A 19,998-nucleotide genomic window follows, 5' to 3' on the forward strand; every position below is an offset into this window, starting at 1 on the left:
CTTGCTGGGTGGGGTGGTCGGTTGTCGGTGGCGGCGGTGAATGGTCCGTTGTCGACGGTGGTGTCGGGTGATGCGGACGCGGTGGCGGAGTTCGTTCAGGAGTTGGTGGGTGAGGGGGTACGGGCGCGTTTGATCGAGGTGGATTACGCGTCGCATTCGGCGCATGTGGAGGAGGTGCGGGAACAGATCCTGACCGACCTTGCCGATATCACCCCCGTTTCGGGTTCGGTGCCGTTCTATTCCACGGTGACGGGTGGCTGGTTGGACACGGCTTCGTTGGACGCGGAGTACTGGTACCGCAATTTGCGTCAGACCGTCGAGTTCGAGCAGGCGACGCGGGGGTTGTTGGAGGAGGGTTTCCGGTTCTTCATCGAACCCAGCCCGCACCCCGTACTCGGCTTCGGCATCCAGGAGACCGCCGACGCGGCTGCCATCGCCGACTCCGCACAGGGCCCGGCGGTGGCACTGGGAACGCTGCGGCGAGGCGAGGGCGGCCTCGACCGCTTTCTGCTGTCACTGGGCGAAGCCCATGCGAGTGGCCTGTCCCCGGACTGGGACCTGGTGTTCGCCGGACACACATCGCACGGTGTGTCCCTGCCGACCTACCCCTTCCAACGTCGCCCGTACTGGCTGGAGGACACCGGCACGGCCACGGACACCAGCCTCGGCCAGTCCTCCGCGGAGGAGGACTTCTGGCAGGCCCTCGGCGGCGGCGACCTTGACCGATTCACCGCAGCGCTCGGAGTGACCCCCGAGGATCCGCTGAACGTGGTGCTCCCTGCGCTCACGACGTGGCGCACCGAGCGCGGGGAGCGCTCAGTGGTGGACTCCTGGCGCTACCGAGTGACCTGGCGTGCGCTGCCCGATGGCCCCGCGACCGAACTGACCGGCACTTGGCTCGTCCTGTCGTCTGCCGGGCAGCCCGAGCACCAGGCACTTCGGTCCGCCGAGACCGTACACGCCCTGGAGCAGGCCGGCGCCACGGTGGTGCAGATACCGCTCACCGAAGCGGAGGCCGCGCGTGCGGTACTGGCCGATCGAATCCGAGCAGCCCTGGCCCAGCTGCCCGAACCGGTCACCGGGGTGCTGTCGCTGCTCGGCCTCGACGAGCACGCCCACTCCGTGCACTCCACCGTCCCGTTGGGCACGGCGCTGAACCTGGCGCTCGTGCAGTCCCTCGGAGACGCCGGTGTGGACGCGCCCCTGTGGTGGGCCACCCGGGGTGCGGTGTCGGTTTCAGTCGCCGACGTCGACAGCCCGGTCAGTGCCGCGCAGAACCTGCTCTGGGGCCTCGGCCGAGTGGCCGCGCTGGAGTACCCGCAGCGCTGGGGCGGCCTGGTCGACCTTCCGGAGACCCTGGACGCTGACACCGCGGCGCGGCTGTGCCGTGTGCTGGCCAACGGCGTCGGAGCCGAGGACCAGATAGCCGTGCGGGCCACCGCCAGCCACGGCCGACGCCTGGTCAGGTCGGCCCTGGGCGACACGGCTCCACGTCGGGCCTGGCGGCCGGGAGGCAGCGTACTGATCACCGGTGGCACCGGCGGGATCGGCGCACAGATCGCGCGCTGGCTGGCCCGACGCGGAGCCGAGCACCTGGTGCTGGTCAGCCGACGCGGCACGGACGCGCCCGGCGCGCCGGAGCTGTCCGAGGAGTTGGCGGCACTGGGCGCCCAGGTCACCGTGGTCTCCTGCGATGTTGCCGACCTGGAGGCCCTGCGCGCCCTGAAGGACGGCCTGGAGCGGGACGGCCATCGAATCAGCACCGTCTTCCACGCCGCAGGGGCCGGGCTGCTGGTGCCGCTGCCCACGACCGACCTCGACGAGTTCGCCGACACCCTCTACGCCAAGGTCGGCGGCGCCAGCAACCTGGACCTCCTGTTCGATCGGGACTCGCTCGACGCATTCGTACTGTTCTCGTCCATCTCCGGAGTGTGGGGCAGCGCCGACCACGGCGCCTACGCCGCCGCGAACGCCTATCTCGACGGCCTCGCCGAGAACCGCAGAAGCCGCGGTCTGGCGGCGACCTCCGTGGTGTGGGGGATCTGGAACCCCGAGGACGGTGCCGGAATGGCGGCCGAACTCGTCGAAGAGACCCTGCGTGGTCACGGAGTCCTGTTCATGCCGCCCGCAGTGGCGATCACCGGGCTCCAGCAGGTGTTGGACCACGACGAGACGGTGGTGCTGGTCGCCGACATCGACTGGGACCGCTTCGCGGCGGTGTTCACCTCCGCACGTCCCAGCCCCCTGATCGCCGAGTTGCCCGAGGTGCGCAGGGCGCTGGCCGCCGAACCGGTCGCCGGTCCCGATGCAACCGCCGGCACGTCATCGGAACTGCGCGATCGGTTGCGCCCGCTCCCGGCGGCCGAGCGGACACGGGTGCTCGTCGACCTGGTCCGCACCCAGGCAGCCGCCGTCCTCGGCCACGACTCGGCAGACGCGGTCGCTCCGGGTCGTGCCTTTCGCGATCTCGGCTTCGACTCGCTGACGGCCGTGGACATGCGCAACCGGCTCAACACCGCCACCGGGCTGCGACTCCCGGTCACCGTGGTCTTCGACTACTCCTCGGCCTCCGCACTGGCGCAGCATCTGGAGACCGCGCTGCTGGGAGCCGTCGAGCAGCCCGCTGCCGCCTCCCCGCCCCCGCAGGACCTGGCCGCCGCGGACGACGACCCGATCGTGATCGTGTCCATGAGCTGCCGCTACCCCGGCGGTGTGCGCACCCCTGAGGAGCTGTGGAGCCTGGTCGCCGAGGGTCGCGACGCGGTCTCCGAACTACCGTCCGACCGGGGTTGGGATCTGGACGGCCTCTACGACGCGGATCCCGACCGGCCAGGCAAGAGCTATGCCGCCGCGGGCGGATTCGTCCACGACGCCGGCCTGTTCGACCCGGGGTTCTTCGGGATCTCGCCGCGTGAGGCCCTGGCGATGGACCCACAGCAGCGGCTGCTCCTTGAGACGAGTTGGGAGGCGATCGAGCGCGCCGGCATCGACCCCGGGTCCCTGCACGGCACCACCACCGGGATCTTCGCCGGCGCGTCCTACCAGGGCTACGGCGGCACCCTGCGGGATGTCCCAGAAGCACTGGAGGGTCTGTTCATCGCCGGCATCTCGACCAGCGTCCTGTCTGGGAGAGTCGCCTACCAACTGGGTCTACAGGGGCCTGCGGTGACCGTGGACACGGCGTGCTCCTCATCACTGGTCGCCGTACACCTCGCGGCCCAGTCGCTGCGCTCGGGAGAGTGCACACTGGCGCTGGCCGGCGGCGCGACGGTGATGGGAACACCTCTGTCGTTCACCGGCTTCAGCCGGCAGCGCGGGCTGGCCGAGGACGGGCGCTGCAAGTCCTTCGCCGCATCTGCGGACGGCTTCGGCATGGCCGAAGGCGTCGGTGTGCTGGTGTTGGAACGGCTCTCCGACGCCCGCCGCAACGGCCATCCCGTACTGGCGGTACTGCGTGGCTCGGCGATCAACCAGGACGGTGCGAGCAACGGCCTGACGGCGCCGAGCGGACTGGCCCAACAGCGGGTGATCCGCGGCGCGCTGGCGAACGCGCGGCTGACGGCCGCCGACGTGGACGTGGTCGAGGCGCATGGCACCGGCACCCGACTGGGTGACCCGATCGAGGCCGATGCCCTGCTCGCCACCTATGGCCAGGACCGGCCGGAGGACCGGCCGCTGTGGCTGGGGTCGCTGAAGTCCAACATCGGCCACACCCAGGCCGCCGCCGGTGTCGCCGGTGTCATGAAGATGGTGCTGGCGATGGACCAGGGGCTGCTGCCGCAGACGCTGCACATCGACCAACCGTCTCCGAACGTCGACTGGACCGCCGGCTCCGTCTCGTTGCTGACCGAGGCCACCGCTTGGCCGGAAACCGGGCGTCCACGCCGGGCCGGGGTCTCCTCGTTCGGGCTCAGCGGCACCAACGCCCACGTCATCATCGAGCAGCCGCCCGCCGTACCCGCCGAGTCTGCTGAGCCCGTTGAGCCCGTTGAGTCTGCAGAATTGGGGACGTCCGTCGCACCGGTCACCGTCCCATGGGCGCTGTCCGGGCGCACTTCCGACGCCCTGAAGGTCCAGGCCGCGCGGCTGCACGAGTATCTGACGGAGCGTTCGGTGATCTCGCCCGCCGATGTCGGCTACTCCCTGGCGACCACCAGAACCGCCTTCGAGCATCGCGCCGTCGTCATCGGCGACGACCGCGCCACCCTGCTGCGCGGACTGGCGGCGCTGGCCACCGGAGAACGCGACCCCGGCCTGGTCAGCGGCACCGTCGCCCGGTCCACCAGAACCGTCTTCGTCTTTCCCGGCCAGGGCTCCCAGTGGACCGGCATGGCACAGGAACTGCTCAACGTCGCCCCCGTCTTCGCACAACGGATCGCCGCCTGCGAACGCGCACTCTCCCCTCACCTCGACTGGTCTCTGCTCGCCGTTCTCAGGGATGAGCCAGGCGCGCCCCCGCTGGACCGGGTGGACGTGGTCCAGCCGGTGCTGTTCGCCGTGATGGTGTCCCTGGCCGAGCTGTGGCGTTCCCACGGGGTCGTCCCCGACGCCGTCGTGGGTCACTCGCAGGGGGAGATCGCCGCCGCCTGTGTGGCCGGAGCCCTCTCGCTGGACGACGCCGCGCGGATCGTCGCCCTCCGCAGCCGGGCCCTGCTCGCCCTGACCGGACGCGGCGGCATGCTGTTCGTGCCACAGCCGGCAGAGGCGGTACGGGAAGTGCTCGCAGCCTGGGGCGGGGCACTCGACGTCGCCGCCGTCAACGGGTCGACCTCGGTGACGGTCTCCGGTGACCCGGCGGCGCTGGCCGAGCTGGGAGATCAGTACTCCGAGGTGGGCGTGCTGACCTGGCCCGTCCCGGGCGTGGACTTCGCCGGCCACTCGACACAGGTGGAGGAGATCCAGCAGGAACTGCTCACCCTGCTCGCCGGGATCGAACCGCGGACGTCCGACGTTCCGTTCTACTCCACGGTCAGCGGTGGCCTGTTGGACACCGCAGCACTGGACACCGAGTACTGGTACCGCAATCTGCGCCGGCCCGTGGAGTTCGAGCGGGCGATCGGCGCACTGATCGCCGACGGGCACCACACCTTCGTCGAGTGCAGCACCCACCCCGCGCTCACGGTCTGGCTCCAACAGGCCGTCGAGGCGGCCGACGTCGGTGACGGAGCCGTCGTCGGAACCCTGCGCCGTGACGAAGGCGGCCCTGCCCGCTTCCTTGCCGCGCTGGCCGAACTACAGGTGCACGGGCTGCCAGTGGACTGGGAGGCGGTCTTCGCCGGATCCGGCGCACGGAAGCGGCCCCTGCCCACCTACGCCTTCCAGCGGCAGCAGTACTGGCTGGACACCAACGCCCCGGACCGGACCGCCGATCTCGTGCCCCGTACCGACACGGCCGACACCGGGTTCTGGGAAGCGGTCGACCACGGCGACCTGGACGCACTCGCCACCACCCTGCGCGTCGAAGACGGTGAACTACGGGCCTCCCTTGCCTCCCTCGTCCCCACTCTGTCGGACTGGCTGCGCGAACGGCGCGGCAGCACGACCGCCGACGGCTGGCGCTACCGGGTCGCCTGGAAGCCCCTCCCCACCCCCGGACAGCCCGGGCTCCGCGGAACCTGGCTGGTCGTGGCGCCGACCGGCACGGCCGCCGACCCGACCGTCACCTTCGTCCTCGACTCCCTGCGCGCACACGGGGCCGCACCCGTTCTGATCGAGGCGGGCCCTGACGCGGTCGACCGGGCCGTGTTCGGCGAGCTGTTGCACGACCTCCAGGGCAGGATCGGCGAAAGACCTGCTGGAGTGGTGTCCCTGCTCGCCCTGGCCGAGGAACCCCACGGCACGGATTCAGCGCTTCCGCTCGGCCTTGTGCTGACGGTCGCGCTGCTCCAAGCACTGGGCGACCTCGGCGCCGACTCCCCGCTCTGGTGCGCCACCAAGGGCGCGGTGTCGGTCGGCCGCTCCGACCGGATCGACAGCACGCTCCAGGCGCTGGTCTGGGGCCTCGGCGGAGTCGCCGGAGTCGAGTACCCGCAGCGCTGGGCGGGACTGGTGGACCTTCCACAGCGGCTCGACGACCGGGCCGGAGCCCGGCTGGCCCAGGCCCTGGCAGGTCTCGACGGAGAGGACCAGTTGGCGGTACGGGCCTCCGGCGTCTTCGGCCGCAGGCTCGTCCACGCCGGACTCGGCGACGCGCCCCCGGTCCGCGGCTGGACGCCCGAAGGCACGGTCCTGATCACCGGCGGAACCGGCGGCCTCGGCGCTCAGATCGCCCGAAGGCTCGCCCGCACCGGTACCGCTCACCTGCTGCTGACGAGCCGCCGAGGCACCCTGACACCCGGAGCGGACGCACTGCTGGCCGAACTGCGCGAGCTCGGGGCCGAGGCCACCGTGGCGGCCTGTGATGTCGCGGACCGGGACCAACTGGCGGAGCTGCTCGCCGGCATCCCGGCCGAACGCCCGCTGCGCGCCGTACTGCACGCCGCAGGAGTCCTGGACGACGGAGTGATCGACTCGATCACTCCCGAGCGCGCGGCCGGAGTCCTGCGACCCAAACTGGACGGCGCCCGCAATCTCGACGCCCTCACCCGCGAACTCGACCTGACCGCGTTCGTCCTGTTCTCCTCGCTGGCCGGAACGCTCGGCGGCACTGGACAGGGAAGCTACGCCGCCGCCAACGCCTATCTGGACGCCCTGGCCCGGCGGCGCCGCGACCTCGGGCTGCCGGGCACCTCGGTCGCCTGGGGCCTCTGGGGTGGCGAAAGCCTCGCCTCGGGAGCGGTCGCCGAACGGCTGGTCCGCAACGGCCTGCCGGCCATGGACCCCGAACTGGCGACGGCCGCACTCCAGCAGGCACTCGACCACGACGACACGGCGGTGCTGGTTGCGGACTTCGCCTGGGACCGCTTCACCCGGGCGTTCACCGCGCTCCGGCCCAGCGCGGCCATCGGGGACCTGCCGGAAGTGCAGGAGGTGCTCGCGGCAGCCCGCCCGGCCCGGGACACCGGCGGCGCCGAGCCACCGGCCCTGCGGTTGGCCGGGCTGCCCCCGGCGGAACGGGACCGGGCGCTGCTGGACCTGGTCCGGTTCGAAGTCGCCGCGGTGCTCGGCCACGCGGGACCCGAATCGGTCGAACCCGACCAGGTGTTCAAGGACATCGGCTTCGACTCGCTGACCGCCGTCGAACTGCGCAACAGGCTCGCCGAGGCCACCGGGCTACGGCTGTCCGTGACCCTGGCCTTCGACTACCCCACCGCGACGGTGCTGGCCGGCCATCTCCGCACCGAACTGCTGGGGGCCTCAGTCACTGCGACGGACTCCGCCCCGGAACAGCCACCGGTGACGCCCGCCGCCGTGGATGACGACGCGATCGCCGTGGTCGCGATGAGCTGCCGCTACCCCGGTGGCGTCAGCACGCCCGAGGAACTGTGGGAACTGATCGCCACCGGACAGGACGCGATCTCCGCCTTCCCCACCGGACGCGGCTGGGACCTGGAGGGCCTCTACGACCCCGACCCCGAGCAGGTCGGCAGCACCTATGCGCAGGAGGGCGGCTTCCTGCACGACGCGGACCGCTTCGACCCGGCCTTCTTCGGGATCTCACCGCGCGAAGCGCTGACCATCGACCCCCAACAGCGGCTGCTGCTCGAACTCTCCTGGGAGGCTTTCGAGCGCGCCGGCATCGACCCCCTGTCGCTCAAGGGCAGCCAGAGCGGCGTCTTCGTCGGCTGCAGCCACCACGACTACGGATCGCGGGTCACCGAGCCCTCCGAAGAATTCGAGGGATACCTCGGCATCGGAAGTGCGGGCAGCGTGGCGTCCGGTCGGATCTCCTACAGCCTCGGTCTGGAAGGACCCGCGGTGACCGTGGACACGGCGTGCTCCTCATCGCTGGTCGCGGTGCACTTGGCGGCGCAGTCGCTGCGGGCGGGGGAGTGCTCGCTCGCACTCGCCGGCGGAGTGACCGTGATGTCGACGCCGGGGGCGTTCGTCGAGTTCAGCAGGCAGCGTGTCCTCGCTGAGAACGGGCGCTGCAAGCCCTTCGCAGCCGCCGCGGACGGCACCTCGTGGGCCGAGGGCGCAGGGTTGCTGGTCCTCGAACGGCTCTCCGACGCCCGGCGCAACGGACATCCGGTGCTCGCCCTCGTACGTGGCTCGGCGGTCAACCAGGACGGTGCCAGCAACGGCCTGACCGCACCCAACGGGCCTTCGCAGCAACGGGTGATCCGGGCGGCCCTCGCCAACGCCGGGCTGGCGGCGTCCGAGGTGGACGCGGTGGAGGCGCACGGCACCGGGACGAAGCTGGGCGATCCGATCGAAGCACAGGCACTGCTGGCCACCTACGGTCAGGAGCGCGTGGCGGACCGGCCGTTGTGGCTGGGGTCGTTGAAGTCGAACATCGGACACAGTCAGGCCGCCGCCGGAGTGGCCGGGATCATCAAGATGGTGCAGGCCATGCGGCACGGGGCGCTGCCCCGCACCCTGCACATCGACGAGCCGACGCCCTACGTGGACTGGTCGGCCGGCGCGGTACGGCTGCTCACCGAGGACACTCCGTGGCCGGAGACCGGCCGCCCCCGGCGAGCCGCGGTGTCGTCGTTCGGCGTCAGCGGCACCAATGCCCACACCATCCTGGAACAGCCCACCGACCCGGACCCGGACCTTGTCGCCGCCCCCCGCAAGACCCTCGCGCCCCCCGCGGCGACCGCCCGGGCTGCGTCGGCCCTACCGTGGCTGCTGTCCGCCCGGAGCGCGGACGCCCTGCGGGACCAGGCGGGGCAACTGCTTCGCCACCTGGAGCGGAACCCGCAACTCGATGTCGCCGACCTCGGCTACTCGCTGGCGCTGAACCGCAGCGCCTTCGAGTACCGGGCCGCCGTCACCGGCACGGACCGGGAAACCCTGCTCCACGGGCTCACCGCCCTCGCTTCGGCCGAGCCGTCCGCGGATCTGGTGCAGGGCATCGCCGGCGCGACCGGGAAGACCGCCTTCCTCTTCCCCGGTCAAGGCAGCCAGCGATCCGGCATGGGCGCGGAACTGTACGCGCGTTTCCCGGTCTTCGCCGACGCCTTCGACGCGGTCTGCGCGGAGCTCGACCCCCTGTTGGACCGCCCGCTGCGCGAGGTGATCGACGCGGCCCCCGACCATCCCGACCACGGCCTGCTGGACCTCACCGGGTACACCCAGCCCGCCCTGTTCGCTCTCGGTGTCGCGCTGTTCCGACTGGTCGAGCACTGGGGTGTGCGTCCCGACTACCTCCTCGGCCACTCGGTGGGGGAGCTGGCCGCAGCCCATGTCGCCGGAGTGTTCTCGCTGCCCGACGCCGCAGCCCTGGTCGCCGCGAGAGGCCGGCTGATGCAGTCCCTGCCGGCCGGAGGCGCGATGTTCGCCCTCGCAGCCGCGGAGGAGGAAGTGCTGCCGCTGCTGGAGGGGCGGGAGATCGCCGTCGGTCTGGCAGCCGTCAACGGTCCGGCCTCGACCGTGATCTCCGGCGATGGGACGGCGGTGGCCGAGCTCGCCGCCGTACTTGCCGCACGTGGGCACAAGACCCGTCAACTGCGGGTCAGCCACGCCTTCCACTCACCCCTGATGGAACCGATGCTCGCCGAGTTCCGCAAGGTCGCGGCAGGGATCGACAGGGGCGAAGCCACCGTCCCGATCATCTCCGACCTGACCGGGGAGCCCGCCACGGCCGAGCAACTCGGCTCGCCCGACTACTGGGTCGAACACGTACGCGGCACGGTGCGCTTCCAGGACGGGATGCGTCGTCTGGAACGCGAGGGCGTCACCGCGTTCCTGGAACTGGGACCCGACGGGGCGCTCACCAGCATGGGCCAGGACTGCCTGACGAGCGGTACTGATCTCACCAGCCTCGCCAGCCTCACCGACCGCACTGCCCTCACCGACGGAGCCGCGCTGGTGCCGCTGCTGCGCAAGGACCGGCCCGAGGCCGCCACCGCGACCGCCGCCCTGGCCCGGTTGCACGTCCACGGCGTCCCCGTGGACTGGACGTCCGTCCACGCCGGCAGCGGGGCCGACTCCACCGAACTGCCGACCTACCCCTTCCAGCGCCAGAGCTACTGGCTGGAGGGCAACTCCGCCACGGCGGACCTGCCCTCGGCCGGACTGCTGAGGGCCGACCACCCCCTGCTCGGCGCCGGCTCCGAACTGGCCGACTCCGAAGGCTTCCTGTTCACCGGCAGGCTCTCGGTCCGCAGCCACCCGTGGCTGGCCGACCACGGGGTCTTCGAAGGCGTACTGTTCCCGGCCACCGCCTTCCTGGAACTCGCGGTCCGCGCGGGCGACGAGGTCGGCTGCGGCCAGGTCGAGGAACTCACCCTGGAAGCACCGCTGGTGCTTCCCGCGAGCGGAGCGGTCGCACTCCAGCTCACGGTCGGAGCCCCCGACGGTTCCGGCGCCCGCACACTGAGCGTCCACGCCAGGTCGGATGAATCCGGACCCGACGCGCCCTGGACCCGACACGCGAGCGGCCTGCTGACCCCCGGCGACGAGCCCGATCCGGCCGACCCTGCCGACCTCGCCCAATGGCCGCCGGAGGGAGCCGTCCCGCTCGATGTGGAAGGGCTCTACCAACGCTTCGCGGAGGGCGGATTCGCCTACGGCCCCGCGTTCCAGGGGCTGCGGGGGGCCTGGCGGCTCGGCGACGAGGTCTTCGCAGCGGCGAGGCTGCCGCAGCAACAGCAGTCGGACGCGGCCAGGTTCGGCCTGCATCCGGCCCTCCTGGACTCCGCACTGCACTCGCTGGTGTTCGACGTGCTCCAAGGTCCCGCCAAGGGCTGGCTCCCGTTCTCCTGGAACGGGGTGCGGCTGCATGCCTCGGGCGCGTCCGAACTCCGGCTGCGGCTGACCCCGTCCGGCCGCGACGCCGTCGCGGTGCTGGCGACCGACAGCACCGGACAACTGGTGGCCTCGGCGCGGTCCCTCGTGCTCCGACCGGTCTCGGCCGATCAGTTCAAGGCCGAGCGGACCGGGCACCACGAGGAGCTGTACCGTCCCGAGTGGCCCGCTCTCCCCGAGCGCGCCCGGACGGCGGCGGGCAGCGGCCTCGGCCCGGAGTCCTGGACCGTCCTCGGCACCCGGACGCCCTGGTGGTTCGATACCCCGGCGTCCCCGGGCCGGACCGTGCAGGACCTCGCCACCCTGGCGGGACAGATCGACGCGGGCACACCACCACCCCGACTCGTACTGGCGGCCTGCCCGCCCGCCACGGCCTCGGCCGAGCCCCCCGGAGACCTCCGCGAAGCGGTGCACGGCGGCGTCGGTGCGGTCCTCGCTCTGCTGCGCGACTGGCTGGCGGACGAGCGCCTCGCCGGTTCCCGATTGGTGCTGGTGACCTCGGGCGCGGTCCCCGTGGTCGCAGACGACGTCCCGGACCCGGCACTGGCAGCGGTGTGGGGACTGGTCCGCTCGGCACAGACGGAAAACCCCGACCGCTTCGTCCTGCTCGACCTGGACACGCACGACGCCTCGCCCGCAGCGCTCGCCGAGGCCCTCGCCTCCGGGGAACCCCAACTCGCCATCAGGGCGGGCCAGGTGCACATCGCCCGGCTGGCCCGAGTGCCGCTGTCCGCGACCGAGCGCAAGCCCGGCTGGGACCCGAGAGGAACCGTCCTGATCACCGGCGGTACGGGTGCCATCGGCGCCCAGGTGGCCCGTCATCTGGCCGCCGAACACGGCGTCAGGCACCTCCTGCTGACCAGCCGCAGCGGTCCCCACGCCGAAGGGGCGGCGGAACTCCTCGCCGACCTCGCCGCGCTGGGCGCGGAGGCGGAGATCGCCGTCTGTGACGCGGCCGACCGTGATGCGCTCGCAGCCCTCCTGGCCGATCTTCCCTCCGAGCACCCGCTGACCGCAGTGGTGCACGCCGCGGGAGTCCTGGCCGACGGCGTGGTCGCCACCATGACGCCCGACCAACTCGACATGGTGCTGCGCCCCAAGGTGGACGCGGCGGTCAATCTGCACGAGTTGACCGCCGACCTGGACCTCGCCGAGTTCGTCCTGTTCTCGTCCATCGCCGGTGTCTTCGGTGGCATGGGCCAGGGCAATTACGCCGCCGCCAACGCCTTCCTGGACGCACTCGCCCACCAGCGCCGGGCCCGCGGTCTGGCCGGTCGCTCCCTCGCCTGGGGACTGTGGGCCAACCGGACCGGAATGACCGGTGGCCTCACCAAGGCCGACCTGCAACGGATCGCCAGGGGCGGGATCGTCGCCTTCACCCCGGCGGAGGGGCTCGCGCTGTTCGACGCGGCCGGGACGTTGGACGAGACCGTCGTCCTCCCACTGCGGCTGGACACGGCCGCGGTGCGGGCCCAGGCCGCCACCGGCGGGGTTCCGGCGCTGTTGCGCGGCCTGGTGCGCCCGGCGGCCCGGCGCGGTACGGCAGGCCGGGGCACCGACTTTGGACCGGACCAGGCAGGGGCGCTGAAGCAGCGGCTCGGATCGCTCAACGGGGCACAGCGCGAGCGGGTGTTGCTCGACCTCGTCCGCTCCCACGCCTCGATGGTGCTGGGCCACAGCGGGCCCGCCGCGGTCGAGCCGGGACGCGGGCTGCTGGAGATCGGCTTCGACTCGTTGACCGCGGTGGAGCTGCGGAACCGACTCCGCGCCGCCACCGGACTCCAACTCCCGGCGACCCTGCTCTTCGACTATCCGACCCCGGCCGCGATCGCCGGACACCTGTCCGCCGAGATGGCCCCCGAACCCGGGTCCGACCCGGTGCCGGGGCTCGCCGAACTGGATCAGTTGGAACTCGCCCTCGGAGGCGGCATCAGCGACGGTGCGGCCCGGGAGCAGTTGGCGGGCCGGCTCCAGGAACTCCTGGGACGCCTCGATCCGACCGCAGGCGCGATCAACGGCGCCGCAGCGGACGGCGACGGGATCGAGGAGCGCATGGACGGCGCGACCGACGACGAGATCTTCGACTTCATCGACAACGAACTCGGCATGTCATGACGCCGACCCAGGCATGCGAACCAAGGTGGCGAGGCACATGGTGAACGACGACAAGCTGAGGGACTACCTCAAGCGCGTGACGGCGGACCTGCACCGGACCCGGCAGCGCCTGACCGAGGCGGAGGCCGCGGGCCGCGAACCGATCGCGGTCGTCGCGATGAGCTGCCGGTACCCGGGCGGGGTCCAGTCGCCGGAGGACCTGTGGCGGCTGGTCACCAACGGCACCGACGCGATCACCGGCTTCCCCGCCGACCGCGGCTGGGACCTCGACCACCTGGACGATCCGGACCAGTTGCGCAACGGCACCAGCTACGCCGTGCAGGGCGGCTTCCTCGACGGCGTGCAACGGTTCGACCCCGGGTTCTTCGGTATCTCCCCGCGCGAGGCGCTGGCGATGGACCCGCAGCAGCGGCTGCTCCTTGAGACCACCTGGGAGGCGTTCGAGCGGGCCGGCATCGACCCCGCCTCACTGCGCGGCAGCAGGACGGGCATCTTCGCGGGAGTGATGTACCAGGACTACGCGGTGCGGCTGCGCCAGGTCCCCGACGACGTGGCAGGCTACATCGGCAGCGGCAGCTCCGACAGCGTCGCCTCCGGCCGTGTCGCGTACACGTTCGGGCTGGAGGGCCCGGCGGTGAGCGTCGACACGGCCTGCTCGTCCTCGTTGGTCGCGATCCACCTCGCCGCGCAGGCGCTGCGGCAGGGCGACTGCACGCTGGCGCTTGCAGGGGGCGCCATGGTCATGTCGACGCCCGTCCCGTTCGTGGAGATGAGCCGGCAGGGCGGCCTGGCCAGGGACGGCCGCTGCAAGTCCTTCGCCGCATCCGCGGACGGCACCGGCTGGGGCGAAGGCGTGGGGATGCTGCTGCTTGAGCGGCTCTCCGACGCCCGCCGCCACGGGCATCCGGTGCTCGCCCTGATCCGCGGCAGCGCCGTCAACCAGGACGGCGCGAGCAGCAGGCTCACCGCCCCCAACGGCCCCGCACAGCAGCGGGTGATCCGTCAGGCGCTGGCGAACGCCGGTCTCACCCCCGCCGAGGTGGACCTGGTGGAGGCGCACGGCACCGGCACCCCGCTGGGCGACCCGATCGAGGCTCAGGCGCTGCTCGCCACCTACGGGCAGGGCAGGGCGGACGGGCACCCGCTGCTGTTGGGGTCGCTGAAGTCCAACATCGGCCACACCCAGGCGGCAGCCGGGGTCGGCGGCGTCATCAAGGCCGTACTGGCCATGCGACACGGAACGGTCCCGCCGACCCTGCACGCTGATGAACCGTCACCGCAGATCGACTGGACCGCGGGCGCGGTACGCCTGGTCACCGAGAGCACTCCGTGGCCGGAGACCGGCCGCCCGCGCAGGGCAGCCGTATCGTCCTTCGGAGTCAGCGGCACCAACGGGCACGTCGTCCTGGAACAGGCCGACGACCCGGCCGAGCAGATCGCCGATGCGGCGGAGGGGACCCCTCCCACTGCCGTCGCCGGGCCAGCCGTCCTGCCCTGGGTGCTCTCCGGCCGCACCGCCGAGGCGCTGCGCGCGCAGGCCGCACGGCTCCGGGCACACCTGGACGCTCGCCGCGGGCCGGGCCCGGCGGAGATCGGGCACGCCCTGGCGACGACCCGAGCCTCGCACGAGCACCGGGCCGTCCTGATCGGCGCCGACCTGGACGAGTTCCGCGGCGGGCTCGACGCCCTGGCAGCGGACACTCCGGTCCCGGGCCTGGTGCGCGGCATCGCGGGATCGGGCGGCGAGGTCGCGTTGGTGTTCCCAGGGCAGGGGTCGCAGTGGGCCGGGATGGCGGTGGACTTACTGGACTCCGCGCCGGTCTTCGCCGCCCGCCTGGCGGAGTGCGAGCGGGCACTTGCGCCGTTCGTCGACTGGTCGTTGGAAGCCGTCCTGCGCGGTGCACCCGGCACGCCCCCGCCGGAGCGGGTGGACGTGGTGCAGCCGGTGTTGTGGGCGGTGATGGTCTCCCTCGCGGAGTTGTGGCGCTCCTACGGTGTCATCCCGGGCGCGGTGGTCGGCCACTCGCAGGGAGAGATCGCCGCCGCCGCGGTGGCGGGAGCCCTCTCGCTGGACGACGCGGCGCGGGTGGTCGCCCTGCGTAGCCGGGCCATCCGGGCCCTGGCCGGCCGCGGCGGGATGGCCTCCGTGGCGTTGCCGGCCGCACAGGTCGACGAGTGGCTCGCCGAGTGGGACGGTCGACTGTCCGTCGCGGCGGTGAACGGCCCCGCGTCCACCGTGGTGTCCGGGGACCCGGACGCACTGGAGGAGTTCCTCGGGCAGGCGACGTCCCGCCAGGTACGCACCAGACGGGTTCCCGTCGACTACGCCTCGCACAGCATCCACGTCGAGGACATTCACGCGGATCTGCTGACACAGCTGGCCGGGCTGACCCCGCGTCGGTCCGAGATCCCGTTCTACTCCACGGTCAGCGGTGGCCTGCTGGACGACACATCCGACCTTGACGCCGACTACTGGTACCGCAACCTCCGTGGGACCGTCCAGTTCGAACAGGCGACGAGGGCCCTGCTGGCGGACGGCTACCAGGTGCTGTTGGAGAGCAGCCCCCACCCGGTACTCACTGTCGGTGTGCTGGAGACCGTCGAGGCCGCAGGCGCAGACGCCACAGCTGTCGGTTCGCTGCGCCGGGACGAGGGCGGCCTGCGCAGGTTCACCGAGTCGCTCGCGGAACTGCATGTGCGCGGAGTGCCGTTGGACTGGGACGCCGTCTTCGTCGGCCGACGAACCGTACCGGTGGATCTGCCCACCTACGCGTTCCAAAGGGAGCCGTACTGGTTGGCGGACGGCGCCGGGCCCGTCGCCGATGTGACATCGGCTGGACTGGCCCCCGCGGATCATCCGCTGTTGGGCGCGGTCGTGGTGCTCGCCGACAGCGACGGTCTGTTGCTCACCGGTCGACTGTCCACCTCGACCCACCCGTGGCTCGCCGACCATGCCGTCCAGGGCAGCGTGCTGCTCCCGGGAACCGCCTTCCTGGAACTCGCGCTACAGGCCGGGGCCCGCGTCGGCTGCCCCCGGGTCGAGGAGTTCACCCTGGCAGCACCCCTGGTGCTGACCGAACACGGCGGAACAATGCTGCGCTTGGCCGTGGGCGCACCCGACAGGGAGGGGCGCCGCCCACTGAGCCTGCACTCCCGCCCGGACACTCGGGGCGAGGAGGGCGCGGAGAGCGGCGAGTGGGTCCGGCACGCCGAGGGCGTACTGGTCGAGGAGAGCGCATCGTCGACCGCGTTGGACTCCGAGGACGGCGAGTTGACGCTCTGGCCGCCGCCCGGCGCCGAACCGATCGCTGTCGATGGGCTGTACGACCTCTTCGCGGCGGGCGGATTCGCCTACGGCCCCGGATTCCAGGGTCTGCGGGCGGTCTGGCAGCGGGGTGACGAGGTCTTCGCCGAAGCCGTCCTGCCCGGTGGACCCTCACCCGACGCCGACCGCTTCGCCCTCCACCCGGCGCTGCTGGACGCGGCCCTGCACGCCACCGGACTGCCCGGCACCGCCGGTGCGGACGAGCGCCCGGGCGGACGGCTGCCGTTCTCCTGGAACGGTGTCACCCTGCACGCCACGGGGGCCGGTGCGATACGGGTCAAGCTCACCCCGGCGGGATCCGATGCGGTCTCGCTCCAGATCGCCGACCCGACCGGCCGCGCCGTGGCGACGGTGGACTCGCTGGTGCTCCGGCCGGCCGTCGTCGGACAGTTCGCCGCCGACCGCGGTGGTCGCGGCAGCCGCCATCGGGACCTGTTCGAGGTCGAGTGGGCACCCGTACGCTCGACCGGGGCCGGTGCACCGGTGCACCTCAGCACAGATCTGGCTCAACTGATCGCCGAGGTCGACGCCGGGACGCCGGTGCCCGAGACGGTACTGCTGCACTGCGCGGAGCACGAGGACACGGAGGAGGCGGCCGAAGCGGTCCGGGCGTCCGTGCACCAGGCCCTCGCAGATGTGCAGACCTGGCTCGCGGACGAGCGCTTCACCGGCTCCCGTCTTGTCTTCCGTACCAAAGGTGCCGTGAGCGCGGGGGCGGACGTCCGGAACCTGGCGCACAGCGCCGTCTGGGGCCTGGTCCGCTCGGCCCAGTCCGAGCACCCGGGGCGATTCGCCCTGCTCGACGTCGACCCGGGCGAAGACGAGTCCGGCACCTCGGCCGGCGTGGCCGTGGCACTCGCTTCGGGAGAACCACAGTCGGCCGTGCGCGGCGCGGACGTACGTGTTCCGCGGCTGGCCGGGGTCGCGAAGGGCGAGTCGGATCGATCAGCCGCACCCGTCCGGGCACTGGACCCGGCCGGCACGGTCCTCATCACCGGAGGCACCGGCCTGCTCGGCTCCCATGTCGCCCGTCGTCTGGTCGCAGGGCACGGTGTTCGACGATTGCTGCTGCTCTCCCGCAGCGGCCCGACCGCCGCGGGAGCCGAAGGGCTCCGGACCGAACTCATCGGGCTGGGGGCCGAGGTCAGGATCGTCGCCTGCGACGCCGCCGACCGGGACGCCCTCGCGGCCGTGCTCGCGGACCTGCCGCCCGAGCACCCGCTGACCGCCGTCGTCCACACCGCCGGCAGCCTCGACGACGGTGTCGTCACGGCACTCACCCCCGAGCGGGTGGACCATGTGCTGCGCCCCAAAGTCGATGCGGCGCTCAACCTGCACGAGTTGACCCGCGATATGGACCTCGCGGCCTTCGTCCTCTTCTCCTCGGCCGCAGGCACCTTCGGCGGCCCCGGACAGGCCAACTACGCCGCCGCCAATGCCTTCCTCGACGCACTCGCCGAGCAGCGCCGGGCCACCGGACGAGCCGGCCAGTCCCTCGCCTGGACCCTGTGGGAGCAGCCCAGCGCCCTGACCGGTCATTTGGACGATGCCGAGGTGCGACGCATCGCCCGTTCAGGGATGCCGCCGCTCACCACCGAGCAGGGGCTCGCGCTGTTCGACACCGCGTTCACGGTGGACAGGGCCGCGCTGGTGCCGATCCGCCTGGACACCGTCGCCCTACGGTCCGCGGCGGCGGCCGGAACGTTGCCGCCGCTGCTGCGAGGTCTCGTACGGACACCGCTCAGGCGGGCGGCGACGGCCACGGAGGCGGCGGTCGACGACCATGCCCTGCGTCAGCGTCTCGTGGCCCTCGACCGTGCCGGACAGATGCGCGTGCTGGTGGAACTGGTCCGGACCCACGCGGCGGCGGTCCTCGGCCACGCCTCCCCGGACGCGCTGGATGCCGGGCGGGCATTTCGCGAACTCGGCTTTGACTCGCTGGCCTCGGTGGAACTGCGGAACCGTCTGAACGCCGCCACCGGCCTACGGCTTCCCGCGAGCCTGGTGTTCGACTACCCGACGCCGACGGCCCTGGGGGAGTTCCTGCGGGACGGGCTGACGGATGCTCAGTCAGGCTCCGCCGTGGTTCCGGCAGCTACGGCGGGCAGAGAGCGGGGCGGCGACGATGATCAGATCGCGATCGTCTCCGTGGCCTGCCGCTTTCCCGGGGGTGTCCGCTCGCCCGAGGACCTGTGGCGGATGCTGGCCGAGGGCCGCGACGGCATCTCCGAATTCCCGACGGACCGGGGCTGGGGGCTGGACGAACTCTTTGACCCGAATCCCGACCACGCCGGCACCTCCATCACCAGGAATGGGGGGTTCCTCTACGATGCGGCCGAGTTCGATGCGGAGTTCTTCGGGATCTCGCCGCGTGAGGCGTTGGCGATGGATCCGCAGCAGCGGCTGCTCCTTGAGACGACCTGGGAACTGTTCGAGCGCGCGGCCATTGACCCGTCCACCCTGCGCGGTGCCCCCATCGGGACGTATGTCGGCCTGATGCAGCAGGACTACGCGGCTCGTCTACTGCCTCGCATCCCCGACGAGGTCGAGGGATTCCTCGGCACCGGCAACTCGGGAAGCATCGTCTCCGGTCGCCTGGCCTATGTCTTCGGGCTCGAAGGCCCCGCGGTCACCGTGGACACGGCGTGCTCGTCGTCGTTGGTGGCACTGCATCTGGCGGTGCGGGCTCTGCGGTCCGGCGAGTGCTCCATGGCGCTGGCCGGCGGTGTCAACGTGATGTGCAGCCCCGAACTGTTCGTGGAGTTCAGCCGGCAGGGCGGTCTTGCGCCGGACGGTCGCTGCAAGTCCTTCGCGGCGGCTGCGGACGGCACTGGCTTCGGCGAGGGCGTGGGGATGTTGTTGGTGGAGCGGTTGTCGGATGCGCGGCGTCTTGGGCATCCGGTGTTGGCGGTGGTGCGTGGTTCGGCGGTGAACCAGGATGGTGCGAGCAATGGTCTGACGGCGCCGAATGGTCCGTCGCAGCAGCGGGTGATCCGGGCGGCGTTGGCGGATGCGGGTTTGGTGGCGTCGGATGTGGATGTGGTGGAGGCGCACGGTACGGGGACGACGTTGGGCGATCCGATCGAGGCGCAGGCGCTTCTTGCGACGTACGGTCAGGGCCGGTCGGCGGAACGTCCGGTGTGGATCGGGTCGTTGAAGTCGAACATCGGACACGCTTCGGCGGCTGCCGGTGTGGGTGGAGTGATCAAGTCGGTACTGGCGTTGCAGCACCAGGTGATGCCGAAGACACTGCATGTGGATGGTCCCACGCCGAATGTCGACTGGACAGCCGGGGCGGGGCGGTTGCTGACGGAGGCCCGGGCATGGGATGACACGGGCCGTCCGCGCCGGGCGGGTGTGTCGTCCTTCGGAGTGAGCGGGACCAACGCACACGTCATCCTGGAACAGGCACCCGCTGCCGAGCCGGTCGACCGACCGTCGACACCGGAGCGTGCGCCCGCCGCCCTGCCCTGGCTGCTCTCCGCCCGGAGCCCCGAGGCGCTGCGGGACCAGGCGGCAGCGCTGTTGAGCGAGTTCGCCGGCGCGTCGGGTGTATCTGCGGGCGATGTGGCGTTCTCACTGGCCACGGGACGTGCGGTGCTGGGACACCGTGCGGTGGTGGTGGGGGCGGATCGTGGGGAGTTGTTGGCTGGTGTGGGGGCGTTGTCGCGGGGGGTTCCGGCGTCGGGTGTGGTGTGTGGTGG

2 protein-coding genes are annotated in these 19,998 nt (G+C 71.9%); both read left to right on the plus strand.

All coding sequences use genetic code 11. The features are described 5' to 3' along the window. The coding region (locus tag ACFXJL_RS34450) for a type I polyketide synthase (RefSeq protein WP_384699369.1) at window positions 1–12,969 on the plus strand (12,969 nt) is incomplete at its 5' end. A gap of 37 nt (window positions 12,970–13,006) precedes the next feature. After that, window positions 13,007–19,998 (plus strand): type I polyketide synthase (locus ACFXJL_RS34455; RefSeq protein WP_384699372.1); only part of this gene is annotated, 6,992 nt, incomplete at its 3' end.

This window comes from Streptomyces sp. NPDC059256, from assembly GCF_042753785.1.
Lineage (GTDB): Bacteria > Actinomycetota > Actinomycetes > Streptomycetales > Streptomycetaceae > Streptomyces.